At 35.0% G+C, this 14,176-nt stretch carries 9 protein-coding genes; all 9 read right to left on the bottom strand.

The annotated features are described in order from the left end of the window. Positions 1 to 290: 290 nt before the first annotated feature. A complete protein-coding gene (locus EG348_RS12815; RefSeq protein ID WP_123983443.1) occupies positions 291 to 2,828 on the bottom strand; it encodes a multicopper oxidase domain-containing protein in 2,538 nt (845 codons plus the stop codon). Positions 2,829 to 2,909: 81 nt separating this feature from the next. Next, a complete protein-coding gene (locus EG348_RS12810) occupies positions 2,910 to 3,380 on the bottom strand; it encodes a heme-binding domain-containing protein (RefSeq protein WP_027381142.1) in 471 nt (156 codons plus the stop codon). After that, positions 3,381 to 4,040: a DUF3347 domain-containing protein gene (locus EG348_RS12805; RefSeq protein WP_027381143.1), complete on the bottom strand. Its 660-nt coding sequence runs from the start codon at positions 4,038 to 4,040 to the stop codon at positions 3,381 to 3,383. Positions 4,041 to 4,076: 36 nt separating this feature from the next. Continuing rightward, positions 4,077 to 4,598, bottom strand: coding sequence for a DUF305 domain-containing protein (locus EG348_RS12800; protein WP_027381144.1), 522 nt, complete (start codon positions 4,596 to 4,598; stop codon positions 4,077 to 4,079). Between the two features lie 12 nt (positions 4,599 to 4,610). After that, on the bottom strand, positions 4,611 to 5,495 hold the full coding sequence (locus EG348_RS12795; RefSeq protein WP_123983442.1) for a DUF3347 domain-containing protein: 885 nt from the start codon (positions 5,493 to 5,495) through the stop codon (positions 4,611 to 4,613). 224 nt (positions 5,496 to 5,719) lie between these two features. Next, positions 5,720 to 5,902 (bottom strand): hypothetical protein, encoded by a 183-nt coding sequence (locus EG348_RS12790; RefSeq protein WP_027381103.1) that lies wholly within the window; start codon positions 5,900 to 5,902, stop codon positions 5,720 to 5,722. 303 nt (positions 5,903 to 6,205) lie between these two features. After that, positions 6,206 to 11,431 carry an Eco57I restriction-modification methylase domain-containing protein gene (locus EG348_RS12785; RefSeq protein WP_081413998.1) on the bottom strand — a complete coding sequence of 1,742 codons (5,226 nt, stop codon included), beginning with the start codon at positions 11,429 to 11,431 and terminating at the stop codon, positions 6,206 to 6,208. Further along, a complete protein-coding gene (locus EG348_RS12780) occupies positions 11,428 to 12,108 on the bottom strand; it encodes a hypothetical protein (protein WP_027381104.1) in 681 nt (226 codons plus the stop codon). Before EG348_RS12780 ends, EG348_RS12785 begins: the two co-directional genes overlap by 4 nt. A 79-nt stretch (positions 12,109 to 12,187) precedes the next feature. Then, positions 12,188 to 14,170, bottom strand: coding sequence for a hypothetical protein (locus EG348_RS12775; protein WP_051289369.1), 1,983 nt, complete (start codon positions 14,168 to 14,170; stop codon positions 12,188 to 12,190). Between the last annotated feature and the right edge of the window lie 6 nt (positions 14,171 to 14,176).

The following is a 14,176-nucleotide window of genomic DNA, read 5'->3' as shown; positions in this document are numbered from 1 at the left end:
GATCTAGCGATTAAAGTCTAAACATCAGTGGACATTATTCTCCCCCATCTTGTTTTTCATTGGAGCATTTCACACCCGTATCTGCTTTAATCAAATATTAAAAATTGAACTTTAATGATATTGAGAAGCTTGAATAGCACAGTGATAAAATGAATAAATAATGCTATAATCTTGCATTTGTCAATAAAGGAAGCTCCATTTACTCAGCTTAAAACTTGATACTATTTCAAATAGATACATCGCAGTTTATACAATGAAAAATAATGATTTTTAGCATTTGATTTAACATTTTAATAATTAATAGATAATCCAACACCAAATCCCATATCACTATCATAATGTGTACGGATACCCACATTTTTATTGATAATATATTTTAGCTCTGTCATATATTCCATATCGGTGTTGACCATAAAACCTGCCCTCAATCTTTTTGTAATGGGAATGTCTTCACGCATTAGAGAAAGGCGAACTATGCCATCATGATATACTTCTGCTTGCAAATTAACCAACATTGGTAAGGTGTACATAAAACCTAAACTAAATGCTCTACGTGTATCTTTTTCGTTTTTCTGTCCGAATAAATTGGTTTCGTGTTCATCCATACCCATTTTACGATACCTCCAATCAAAACCTATAAATGGCATAAACCATTGCATTTTTCCAATATACCTTCCTAAGTGAGTTTCTACCTCATAACCGTGCATATCATTATAACCTAATCGCCATTCTGTACCTAAACTCCATCTTGCGTTTTGAAGCATCGCATCACCATCATTTCCATTGGTAGCAAAATCATTCTGTACCATAAAGTGTGGCATATTGCTTTCTCTTTGCAACATATTATATGCTTGTTTTTTGTCAGGTAAATTCGGATTTTGATAATCGTCAACAGCAAATACCCTGTTCATTCCCGACATCATATGATATAGGATATGACAGTGGAAAAACCAATCTCCTTCTTCATTTGCTAAAAACTCTATGGTATCAGTTTCCATTGGCATTATGTCCAACACATTTTTTAGGGGAGATTTTTCACCTTTACCATTAATTACTCTAAAATCAAAACCGTGAAGGTGCATCGGGTGGCGCATCATTGAGTTATTATAAATGGTAATTCGTAGAATTTCTCCTTTTTTCACAGGTATTTTATCAACTTCTGAAAGTATTTTATTATCCATGCTCCACACATAACGGTTCATATTTCCGGTAAGGGTAAATTTCAATTCTTTTACTGGAGCATCTTTAGGAAGTTCCGTATTGGAAGGAGATTGTAGCATTGCATAATTCAGCGTTTTGATTTCTCCCAAAGCATTTGCATTATAACGATTAGGGTCGTTATCCATCCTCATATTGTGTTGGCTGTGGTCTTGCTTTTGCTTCGCATCTCCAGTAATTTCAGGATACATCACTACATTCATATCCATTTGGTTCAGGCTCATTTTCATTCCCATATCGTCCAAATCCCCATTCATTTTCATCATATCATTCATCATTTTCATCCCCTCAAAATATTTAAGGCGAGGAAGCGGAGAAATAAGCTGTTTGATGCCGTTGCCTACAAAATAGCTTGCAGATTGTGTTCGGTCTTCTGTAGTGGCTAGAAACTCATAGGCAACTCCATCGTTAGGAATTGTTACTACTATATCATAAGTTTCGGAAACTGCAATGATTAATCTATCTACCTCTACTGGCTCTACATCGTTACCATCATTGGCTACTACAGTAATTTTACCACCTGCATAACGCAACCAAAAGTAAGAGGATGCTCCACCATTTGATATTCGCAACCGTACTTTATCGCCTGCTTTTAGTGTTTTACCATCAACTTTTTTTAAATCTGTAGTATTATTTCCGTTGATTAAAATTTTGTCATAATAGACATCGCTAACGTCCATTGCTAAAATGCGTTTCCACTCGTTGGTCACTTTTGTTTTGAAATGACCTTCCTTAATGGCTTCAACGTAAGACTGGGTTGCATTTTTCTTGATAGCTGCCCAATCATTTGCATTATGTAACATACGATTAATATTATCAGGGTCTAAGTTTGTCCACTCACTTAAAATCATTGGTACGGTGGGCAAATCATCAATTCCTTCTCTAAAAGTTTTATCATCCTCACGCTTTTTCATTACAAAACTGCCATACATTCCAATCTGCTCCTGCAAACCCGAATGAGAGTGATACCAGTGTGTTCCGTGCTGGATAATTGGGAAACGATAGGTGTAAGTTGAACCTGCTGGAATGGGTTTTTGTGTAAGCCAAGGCACTCCATCTTCCTTATTGGGTAAAAAAACGCCATGCCAATGCAACGATGTACTTTCTTTTAATTGATTATGTACTACAATTTCGGCTGTATCTCCTTCAGTAAAAGTTAGGGTTGGCATCGGTATTTGCCCATTTACAGCAATGGCTCTTTTTTCTTTACCTGCATAGTTTACAAGCGTATCTTTTACATACAATTCGTATCGAACTGTTTTTGGGGGTTTTGTATTTACAATTCTTTTTACGGTTTGATGCTTTTCTTTTTGCATAGACATATTGTTCATTTTGTCTACCTTTTTTGGCTGCTCTTTTGGGGGCATCTGCATTTCATCGTTCTTTTCGTTCGATGATTGTTTTACTGTTTTAGTCTTTTCTTTTATCAATTTCATGCCACACCTTGGGCAGTTGCCTGGTTTTGTGGCGTGGATTTCGGGATGCATTGAGCAAGTATAAGTTGTGTGCTGAGCCTTTTCTTTTTTACTCATATCCATACCTTTCATATCCTGTGCTTGTACAAAGGAAAATGTAGAAAGGATGAATAGTATTAGTGTTATCTTTTTCATTTATTAATTTTATTAATTTAAAAAAAATTGCATTTATGGCAACCTTGCGTAGTTTTCTGCATTATATTTTACGCATTATTTTTAATTTACGGTCGAAAGGCTGTCGGCTGTTTTGTTAATCCAATCTATGATGATTTTTTTTCGCTCCTTTGAAAGCTTCGCATTGCTGTGCATTATTTTATAAGAAGCTAATGGCATTTCATCGTTTTTAATTTGGTTTGCTATTCCTTCCAATTTACTTATTTGCCTTCGCCTACCTAAATTGCCAAACCCATTAAAGTTTAATTTTTCTTTACCGTTATCAATATGTCTTTTCATCAGCAAAGCCATGGGTTGAATATTAGAATACCACGTATTTTTGGTATTGTTGCTGTGACAATCGTAGCAAGAGGTTTGAAATATCGCTTTAACTTCAACAGGCATTTTATAGACTTGGGTAAAATCGGTTGTATAAACCTGCCCCTTATTTATATTGAGAGCAGGCTGATAAAATTGAATAGCAATAAAAATAATCAGCATAGTTACCAGAATTATCTTTAAAACTTTTTTCATTTATAATTCCTTTTTCACTGAACCGCAGGTAAGCATTTGGCTACCATAGTAAGGATTTTTGATTGCCTTGGCTTCGCTAATCCAAATAGCACCTTTACCATCATTATACATTGGGCAATAGTCTTGATACAATTTCTGAGTAGAGCCAAACAATACGATAAGGTCTGAAACATCCTTACTCAACATTGCCAAATGCTCTCTTTGATGGTCTATCTTTCCGGCGTTGGCACCAATATGTTCTGCATGTTCTTTGGCATCGTCAGCAATGTCCATATATTTACTGTGCTTGTCGGCAGGAATGGATTTCATATCTACGTTTTTAAATGTCGTCAATAATTGCTTACCTGCATTGGCTGCTGCTCTGTCATTATCTGCTACAAGTGCATTTTTTAAAGCCAAATAATCTTTCACTATAGGTGCGATAGAGAAGTTTTGAACCTGGTCTTTTACCTCTTGATTTTCAATTTTTTTTACTGTGGTATCCATTGCAGATGCACTCATTGAATCATTGCGCATTGGGTTTTCTATGGATAGTTTTTCTGCTGTAGCGATAGTATCAATCGCTTTTGCTTCCGTGTTTTTATTTGATGATTGGTTGCAGGAAATTGTAGCACCTGCAATTGTTGTAATTGTTATGATGGATAAGATTATATTTTTCATTGTAATGATTTTAAATAATAATGAATATGTTTTTTTTTACTTATTTTCAAATTCTTTAAGCTTTCGCTTCATAAATTCTATTTCTTCTGCTTGGGTTTTGAGTATGTTTTTTTGCAACTGTATCAGTTCAGGGTCGGTAAGGTTTGCTTTTTCAGACATTAATACTGCCGCTGCGTGGTGTGGTATCATACCTTTTACAAATTCCTTATCACCAACAAATAACTGCTCCCGAATACCAAACCACGAAAAGATACCTATTGCAGCAGAAATTATTATAATGCCCCAATTGATTTTCTTATTTTCATACATACCCTTCATTATCCATAATTCTATTATCAACATTGCAGAAACCATCAGCAATGTCATATACAAATTATTTATGTTGGGGATAAGGTTCTGCAAACCGTCAATCATAGCATACATAATGAAATACATTGCTGCGAACATCACAACCGCCATAATCGCAAAGCGTTTGTACATTGCTAAAGAATGTTTACCGCTATGTTCTTCATTTTCGGGATTATGATGCATTTCGTGTTGGTTTTCCATATTGTCCATAATAAAGGGGGTTTATTTGTTATTAATAGTTTCCTGTACGCTTCCACAGGTAAGCATTTTAGAACCGTAGTACGGATTTTTAATTGCTTCTTCTTTGCTTAGCCAATTTGCTCCTTTACCATTATTATACATTGGGCAATGCTGATAATAAACAGGTGTTTCTTGTTTTGAAACTTTCGATAATTCGTACATATTATCAGCCAGTAAAGCGAAAATTTCTCTTTGTTTTGAAACGTCTTTAGCTGTAGCAATTTTCTCTGCATTTGCTGTTAAATCTTTCATTACTTTCATCCATACGGTATGTTCCTCGGTAGATAGTTTTGCCATTTCTACCGCTTTTATTGCCTTTACCAATTCAGCGGCATTTGCAGATGAATTACCTGCATCAGTTTTTACCAAAGCATCTTTCACTAAAAAATAATTATCAAAAACAGTTTTCAGTTGTAGTACATTTTGAGTAGTTGCCGTAGTTGTGGCAGCCATTTCTTTAGGGTTGTGGTTGGCATGTTCGGCTTTCATATCCATACCATCATCTTTGCCTTTTGCAACTGGTTTTAGTTCCCTGTTATATTGGCAACAGCCGGATAATTTTGCATATACATCATCTGGGGCTAAAAATTTCTCGCTGTCATAACCCGCTAAGGCAATACGTTTCATAATTTCGTCCTGATTTGTTTTTTTACTATCGTAGTTGAGTGTAGCCATCTTGGTATCTTTATTCCAATTTACCGTGGCTACGTCTTTTAAATTTCCCGCTTTTTCTATGGTTGTTTTACACATTTCACAATTGCCATATATTTTTACGGTTTCTGTTTTTGCATTTTTGATTTGGGCAAAACTATTTACGGCTGATAGTAATACGATGATTACCATCAATATTTTTGATATTGATTTCATTCTGAATTTTTTTAAATTATTAAGGAATAGAGAGTTTACGAAAACTAATATTAGCTTTCGACAAGACATAACTGTGGCTTACAAGCCATCGTTTTAACCTATTTTAGGCGGTTGCCAAAAGGAATGGTAACCCGAAGAATAATAGGCTTGTTTGAAACCGAATTTTTGCGTTTTAATTTCCGCAAAGTGGTTTTCTGTTTTTATATCTACCAGTATAGGTAAACTTAATGAAGATGAAGAAGTGCTACATTTGCAAGAGCCGTGTTTACACTTACCGTTGCAGTCGTGACCATCGTTGCACTTATTACAGGACTTATCCTTACAACTGCTTTTATGTTCTGCTTTTGAAGATTGATCTTTAGAGCAGCTTTTTTGTTCTGTATTAGCTGTTTTTTTTGCACAAGCATAGCCTATGGTTGGAATTAGAAAAAAGCCCAAACATAGTAAGATAATAAAGCTGATATGTTTACTAAAAGTTTTCAACACAACAAAATTATGAAATTATTTCTTTAATTGCTATAATATGTACTTTGAATCTTAAACATTGCATTATAAGCAGAATATCAAATCCGTATTGCCCTTTATACTCACTAATAAGCATCTATCTACTAATTATGTTTGTTATTAGCTAAATCCGTTGCATCATTATTGGATGTAGTATACTGTATTTTATGACAGTCTTGAGTTAGGTATAAATTAAAATATTTCATTTATCTTTTTCTGATTACAGCTGGTACATCTTTCAAATTTATTTCTTCAATTTGATTTAGTGATTTATCTAAAGAATTTTTAAATTCAACATCATTAATAGACTTTACTTTCAGAAAAGCATTATACAGAACACTATTTTCAATCGTCCTCTCTTTTACATAATCTTTATGCTCATTAATTTTCAACTGTTCCGCCTTTTCAATTTTATATTGAACTACTAGACTTTCTCTAACTGCTGGAAGTTCTTCCAGCTTCTTATCCAGTTCCGCAATCTTATCCTCAGTCATTTTGGTTTGAAATTCAATTTGAGTAACATCTATTCCTTTCTGAGCTAAATTTTCAATTACTTCTTGTACTTGAACTTTATGAAGGTCAATTGTTTTTTGATATGATGGTAATTGGGTTGCCCAATATTCAGCATTTGCATCGCCATTTTTCGAATAGCCTTCAATTCTATTATATGAATGCTCAGCTTTGGTAACTAACTCTTGAACTTTCAAAACATCTTCGTATTTTCTCAAGACAAAAGCACTATCTGCGAGATGCTTATTTTTCTCGCTTTCAATCCTTTTTTTCATTAATTCAATTTCAATATTGGCTCGGGTTTCGGGATTGGTAATGATGGAAGTTTTAAGCTCTTGAGTGCTAATATCAGATACGTCCAAAACATCGGCACCTTTTTTCATAGCTTCTAAATATCTTGCCTGTTTAGATTGTAGTTTTTGAAGCATAAAAACATCAATACTGTCATTGGTCAGCATAAAATTAATTCTCACATTTTCGTTTTTATTTCCCTGTCTCCACGCCCGTCCTTCCACCTGTCGCAAAGAAGTAAAATTATATGGCAACGTTAGCATATAAACATCTGTTGTATTTTCCTGAAGGTTCATTCCTTCCTGAATGGCTTCACTTCCAATAACTACTTTTATTTTTCCTTCATTAAAATCATTTTGAATAGAAATCCTTTGATTTTTATTGGTCGCTCCATTAATAATTCCGATTTCTTCGGGTTTGTAACCAATTTCTGTTATGAGATATTCTTTCAGTTTTGGAAATTGAGCAACAGCTAATTCAGAATAAATAATTTGTCCGGATTCGGGAAGATCTTTTTTGTTCTGCCTTATTAAATCCATCGTCTGTTTCAACTTCGGAGAATTTTCTATAAATTCTTTTACAGAAGGTTCTTCATCATCATAGTATGGTGATAGATACGGCGAAATCGCAATTAATCGGGCATTGAGAATATGCGTTAGAATTGCACCCTTTTCGGTTTCACTGAAATTTTCATTGAGCAAGTCATATTGATCTTTTGTCAGATCATTCTGCTCAATTTTATACTCTTTGTTGATTTTGTTGGGACGAATCAATTCAGGGTTATCCTCCTCTCCTTTTATATCGATAAATTCAGATAACAGTTGTTGAAACAGCGAATTGTTTTTAAATCTCCGAACATTGGCTTTAAACTTCACATCACCTTTTGCATCAATCTCCATATCATTATCCGCTTCCATAAAGGTCTCGAAGAATGTATTCACATTGAAATACCCCGATTCTTCTAATCTTTTATTTGCTATTAAAGAAAGAATGGAATAATACTCCAGGGGTTTGTTGGTAAAAGGCGTTGCGGAAAGCAAGGTTACATTTCTGCCATCATTTTTGTCTTGAATGTACTGAGCTGCCATCCAGGTATTGATTCCCAATTTGGAAGTCTGTTGGTTTTGACTTCTGAAATCGGAAGCAAATCTTCGGTCCTCAATTTTTACTTTTCCTACAATATGATTGGCATTGTGAACTTCGTCGAAGGTCAAATGGTCGAATCCAAAATCTTCCCAATCATAGATTTTACCACGCTTCATTTTTCCCTCAATCTCCTTTTCTTTCTGAAGTTCAATTTGGAGGTCTCTTTCCGTATTGGTAATGCCCTTCATTTCGTTTGCAGAGATGTAACTGAATTTTGAAGAAAGTTCTTCGGTAATTTCTGATGAAAATCCAATATTATTGAAACCCTCATAAGTAACAATGGTAATTTCTCCATCTTTATTATCAAATTTTGAAAGGTCATAATCTTTCCCCAAATTCCCTAAAACATTGACTTTACCATTGGGAATGGTTTCAAAAATGGTTTCCACCCATTGTTTCAGAATGCTGTCATTGGGAACTACGATGATTGGTCTTTTAGCATTTCCCCTCTCCATTGCTTCGTGCATCGAAAGGATTCCGGAAAGCGTTTTTCCAAAACCAACTTCGTGCGCTAAGAGCCCTACTCCTTTTGTGGTCTGTCTTCCGATTCCTGCTTTCTGAACTTCGGTCAATCGCAATTCCTGACCTCTGAAATGCAGATAGATTCTGGAAAATAATGGGAATTTAGAATAATCCGGAACGTATATATTATTGTAATTGCGGTTAAAGTCTTTTACAAAACGATTTCTAATATCATCGGAAAGTTCCTCCCGGACAAATTTGTAAAACAAATCATTCGCAGCAGCTTTTCGCCTTTCTCTGACTAACGCATTCCTCTCTTTATCGCTTCCTGTAACTGTTTCATTATCTACAAAACTTTTTACTTCCCAAGCTGAAGAACCCGCAAAGGCTTCACTTGACAAAGTGCCGAGAAAATCTTTGAATCTTTCGGCAAGATTGTAATCTACGATGACTGATTCGGTACGTTTTGTAACATGATTATATTGGTCTTTCTCTATTTGACCTAGCTCAAATTTGTGTACGAACTCGTGATTCGGACTGATATAAATCTCATCTAGCGATTTCGCTTTTGGTAGTACATTTTCTAATAATGCTTTTTGTTTTTCGTATTGACCGGCAGTGCCGGCGCCAATTTTATCATTAATTAAAAAATTGGAAGCCGAACTTCGGCAAAAATCCCGCTCCAGCTGTTCCAGTTTTGCGTAAATATTTCCTTCAGTATAATAAAAATCGTGAACCCAGTTTCCATCAATGAAGTTCGCAAACTGATGGTGCTTTCCACGATTATTTAATGTGCCGTCATAAGAGGTATCTCTGAATGCTTCAATTTGTTCTTTCGTAATATCAGAACTATTTTGCAAGGAAGTATTTACAATTTCATCCTGTTTTGAGAATTGATATTTTAAAACACCTTTCTTTATTTCCGGTTTTGTTTGAAGTTTATACTCGTTCTGATTTTTGGTATTGTAAATAGAAATAATCCTATCACTTTTTTCAATCAATTCTTTTAATTTTTCATCAGAAAACGATTTCGGCTTTGTGATTAGATCTTCGCGCAGTTTTTGATACTTGCTAATTTCAGTCGTAATTGTGGGAGATTTAAACTTGATGTCATTAAGTTTGGAAAGTACCTGGTCAATTTTTTCTTGAGTTTCTCTTACATTGAGTTCATTTTCATTTTGGTTTGTAATCCTCGTAGAATCTTCGATTTCTGCACTTCCTTTTTTGGGTACAGGAACTTTATTTTCAGCTTTAGGTTCTTCCTCTAAAAACAAATCTTCAAACAGATTTCCGATCCGCTGGGTTTCATTCCTATTTTTAAACTGTTCAATCTTAAATAAAGCTTCATCTAAATTACCGTGAATATATTTTTCTAATCGACCAAAACGGTTGGTTTTTTCTCGGGTTTCTCCCAAAATTCTTGTTGGATTATTTTCAAAATAATTAGAAATATCCGTCGAGATATTTTGAGTGTTTTTTCTTAGAATGATAATGTCGGTTCCGATTTGTGTTCCTGCAAAAGCGCCATTGGGTAAACGGAAACCTTCCAAAACACTAGCATTCTGCAAATTCTTTTGTCGGTTGAGCCAACCTGATGGAAGAACCATCGCCAAAACGCCGTTTGGTTTTAAAGAGTCAAGTGAACGTTTAACGAAATAATCTTCGTATTTTGAAATTTTAGGCTCTTCTCCCAACCCTTTGTAAAGTCCCCGATGTTCACCATAGGGCGGATTTCCAATTACCAAATCGTATTGCTGAGAAAAGTCCTTTTTATTTCCTTTTTCGTCAATGAATTCAGTTTCAAACGAACGAAGATTGATGTCAGATTCGGGATGCAGAATTTTAGCAATTTTTGCGGTGGTCTCGTTGATTTCAAAACCTGTAATTTTAGAATTTACAGATAATCCGTGAGTAGCATAGATGAAATTTCCAGTTCCAACACTTGGTTCTAAAACGGAAATCTCTTTTTGAGTTTTGAAATGGTCTTTAATTAAATTATGAACTGAATCAACAATTTTTTCCTGCGTATAATATTCGTCTAAAATCCCTCTCCCTTCTTTTGCCGTCCCGCCACTTTGGAATTGGCTGCAAATTTCTATTAAGTCATAAGTGATGTTAAGATTTTCCTTCAGATTAATTTTGTGATTGTCGGAAACAAAACAAGCTGCAGAAACTACTTCTGCAACTTGATCATTATTCAGTTTTTGCCCTTTATATTTTGAAATAAGAGCATCTAACTCTACATTATTTGTTGACTCCTCACTTATCTCGGAAAGTCCTCCATCAGGTCTTCTTCTATCGGATACAGTTCTCCCGGGTACGATTCCGCCCACGGAACGTCCTTGAGTCTCTCCAACATTATTCTGTTGTGAGTCGTCATAGGATCCTCTTCCTCGGTCTCGGTTTCCCAAATTGCTCCGCTCTGCGCTTGCAAGTCCATTTCCAGCATTGTTGCTGCCCACTGCTTGTCCGCTTCCGTAACTTCCGTTTTGCTCGGATTGGATCTTAGGGCTAGGTTCTCCAGGGTTTTGTTCAGGTGTTCCGTTTCCCACTTGCTGAGAATCGGATGTTCTTCCGGATTCAATTGCATTGCTTTCATTTTCAGAAATTTTTGGTTCAACTAAATTAGTATTTTTATCTTGAAGCTTGAGTTTATTCTGTAGATATTCGGTCAGGTCTTGATTCCCATTTTCAGAAATTTCATACAAAGGACGAACGTCTTTGATATTTTTGCCATTAAATTCTGTAAGAATTTTCCTGGTTATTGCATTTCCCGTTCTATCCCCGGTAAGACAAAGAAACATTTTACCATCATAATTCTGGTATCTATTGAGGAACTTTTTGCTATTTGAACCTGAATTAAGGGTAATCAATGTTCTATTATTGACTTGCTTGTTCAATTGAAGAAGCTCCAAGAATGAAAGCGTATCCTTACTGTTTGTGAAAACAATAAGTTCCTTTTTATTTCCTTCAACTACAGAAATGTCATCATTTATCTCATTAAAAAAATCTTCATCTTTCACTTTTTTCTGTTTTTTATGAAGTGGTTAAATTCAAAAATTTCTTTGGTTTCACTGTCCCAGTTTTTTCTTGATATTAATTGAAGAGTCACGAATATGTCCGTCTTTTTATTGTAAGAATCAATCCTTTCGAGCCTTCCGTGGTAGTCCTTTTCCGCGTGTTTGTAAATAGAGTACGGTAAAATAGTATCCGTGGGATAAATGTAAAACCGGGTATACATCCAAGGTGAGTTGATTTCAAATCGTTTGTATTTTTTCTTAAACAAAACCGTATCACTCAGATTTTTTCTGTTTCTGTAATTGGGGATTTTTTCCTGAGAAAACAATGTTCCTCCTTTTTTCTTTTCAACAGGAAGAGGCTTTTGTTTCTTTATGATGTCTGACAGAATAATTTTGCCGGGATTTTCATTTTCAATGGTATAGCACAATGAATCTTTAATGAAATAAATCTGTTGGGTTATTTCGGGAGCATCAGCATCCGGAATCCTTTCTATAATGGAATCTCCCGAATAATTAAGGCTTGACAAATGAAAGCTTTGGATGTTGTCCAGATTTTTGGAAACATCAAAATAGACATTGGAGACAACATCGATTCCTCCTTTTTCGGATTTGATTTCTTTGTGGCAGGAAGTGCTTACAAAAAGAAAAAACAAGCTGGGTAGTATTAAAAGTTTTTTCATAGATATAGGGTTTAAAAAAGCGGCAGCCTAATTAATTTGACTTACCGCTGGGAAATAAATGATTGGTTGTACGTTTTATCTATCGTTTAATACTTTGTTCTTTCACGTTATTTTTTTCGTGCCTGTTGTCTTGTTCCAAACCTTCTAAAGGCTTGTTGGTGTTGATTCTGTTCATATCGGAATCATACAGATTCAGATTTTTGTATTGCGGATTCAGCACCGCTTTGCCTTCTACCACTTTATCGTCCAATTCAAATTTTACCTTGACGATATTTCCTTTTTCCAAAGATTTTATGGTACTTTCCTTCCATTCCGGCTTATCGAAGATCAGTTTGGATTTTTCTACGATCTGAGCCGTATCAACACCATAATTTTTGTAGAAATTCTGGAAATTATAATTTCCTTTTTCAGTTTTGGGTTCGTTAAAATTGAGCTTGGCAAATGCAGGTTCTATTTTTTCGGTTTTCGGATTGTGAAATTCTATTTTAACTGTCCGCCCTTCTAACAAGTTTATTGCTTCTTTAGCTGTAAATGTATTTACCCTGTTAACCGGAAAATTATGGGAGATAACGTCGCCATTTTCTTTAGTGAGTTTAGCATTATAAAAATTCATAAAGACACTTCCATTTTCTATCTTATTGAATTTTAATGTGAATTCCATTTCATTTCCAGGCATCGTTTTGTCGGAAGTGGTTTTAATTTCGAACTCTTTTTCGGGAGCATTAATCCCATTTTCTAAATCTTTGTGCAGTTGTTCTCCTTCTCCGAAACCAAGATATTTTAATTGAAATTTCGGATACTGAGATGGTTCATATTCGTTCTGTGTTTCCATAATGTTTGGGTTTTGATTGTTAAATTTTATATCATTCATTGTTAATATTCTGTGTCTTGAAAAAACATTTTCATCCAGATAATTTTTTAGAATTTCACCGTTATCCAATAATTCGTAGGATTCCCCATATAGCTGTTTTTCCAATAGGCCGAAAGCCAATTCGTATTTGTCATTTTTTGACAGCGTATGACCATCAATAACATTTGGGATTGTGTCCATTTGTGCCTTTGTAAGAGAATAATCTCCATCTGTTGTTCCGAATTCCATTTTTTCTGAATAAGCTTTTCTTTGGTTCGCTGTGATCTGCAAGTTCCCCAGTATGAATTCGTTTTCTTTCATAAAGATCCTGTAATTGAGAATATCATTTTTTTCCTCTTCGGAAAGTTTCGGATAAAGATTATTTTGCACTGCTTTTGCTTTTAAGTCGCTTTCGACATAGCTTTTGAATTCGTTCAAACTTTTTGGAGCGTCATAAAAATCTCTCATACCTGTCCATTCTCGCCGACCGTACGGTAATGTATATTCCTGAGTTTGCATATCATAGCTGTAATACCTATGACCGCTTGGACTCTTCAGCGAACCACTTCCATCCTCGTAATCGTTCCAGGTCCAGCCGTCCGGAAGGTCAGATGCAGGGGTTAAATTTTCTTCAAAACCTTCATCTGAAAAAAAGTCTGCATTTTCTTCCAGATCAGTCATTTCAATTTCATGAACCCCTTCTGATGATAACTTTGCAGCTTCAACTTCATAATTTCGATAATGATGAGCTTGCTTTTCATCAATTTGTGTATAGGCCAATCCGGAACTTAAATCAGTTTTTTTCTCCAATTCCTGAGCCCAGAGATCAGAGAGAAATTTCTGCTTTATTGACTCGCTACTTATAGAGATTTCAGTAGACGCCCTGTTATTTTGCAAAATCAAATGTTTATTGGCTAGTTGCTGCTTTTCAATAAATCTGACTAATTCAGCAGTATTGTTAAATGTATCCCTAATAACGAGATCGGGATTTGAATGAAAAATTGTTTTCAATGTAAAATTTGAACCTATGATAACTTCTCTTCCCTTAGATTGGTGAATGGACATAAACTTTTTCTCTTTATCAGTAAACAGCCTCTCCCCGTCCCGAAAAAACTGTTCAGGTGAAGTGTTTTCGATTTCCTTCACAAAATTTTTATAAGACTTCGTTCTGGGAACTATATTCTTATCAAACCAGGTTAGATTCTCTTCCATTTTTCA

Origin of the sequence: Chryseobacterium sp. G0201, from assembly GCF_003815655.1 — a bacterium.
GTDB lineage: Bacteria > Bacteroidota > Bacteroidia > Flavobacteriales > Weeksellaceae > Chryseobacterium.
This window is presented reverse-complemented; position numbering and strand designations above follow the sequence as displayed.

Excerpts from the sequence above, each read along its gene's own strand:
- EG348_RS12810 (WP_027381142.1), bottom strand. The coding sequence starts at position 3,380 with ATGAAAAAAGTTTTAAAGATAATTCTGGTAACTATGCTGATTATTTTT.
- EG348_RS12800 (WP_027381144.1), bottom strand. The coding sequence starts at position 4,598 with ATGGACAATATGGAAAACCAACACGAAATGCATCATAATCCCGAAAAT.
- EG348_RS12780 (WP_027381104.1), bottom strand. The coding sequence starts at position 12,108 with ATGAAAAAACTTTTAATACTACCCAGCTTGTTTTTTCTTTTTGTAAGC.
- EG348_RS12815 (WP_123983443.1), bottom strand. The coding sequence starts at position 2,828 with ATGAAAAAGATAACACTAATACTATTCATCCTTTCTACATTTTCCTTT.
- EG348_RS12790 (WP_027381103.1), bottom strand. The coding sequence starts at position 5,902 with ATGCTTGTGCAAAAAAAACAGCTAATACAGAACAAAAAAGCTGCTCTA.
- EG348_RS12805 (WP_027381143.1), bottom strand. The coding sequence starts at position 4,040 with ATGAAAAATATAATCTTATCCATCATAACAATTACAACAATTGCAGGT.
- EG348_RS12775 (WP_051289369.1), bottom strand. The coding sequence starts at position 14,170 with ATGGAAGAGAATCTAACCTGGTTTGATAAGAATATAGTTCCCAGAACG.
- EG348_RS12795 (WP_123983442.1), bottom strand. The coding sequence starts at position 5,495 with ATGAAATCAATATCAAAAATATTGATGGTAATCATCGTATTACTATCA.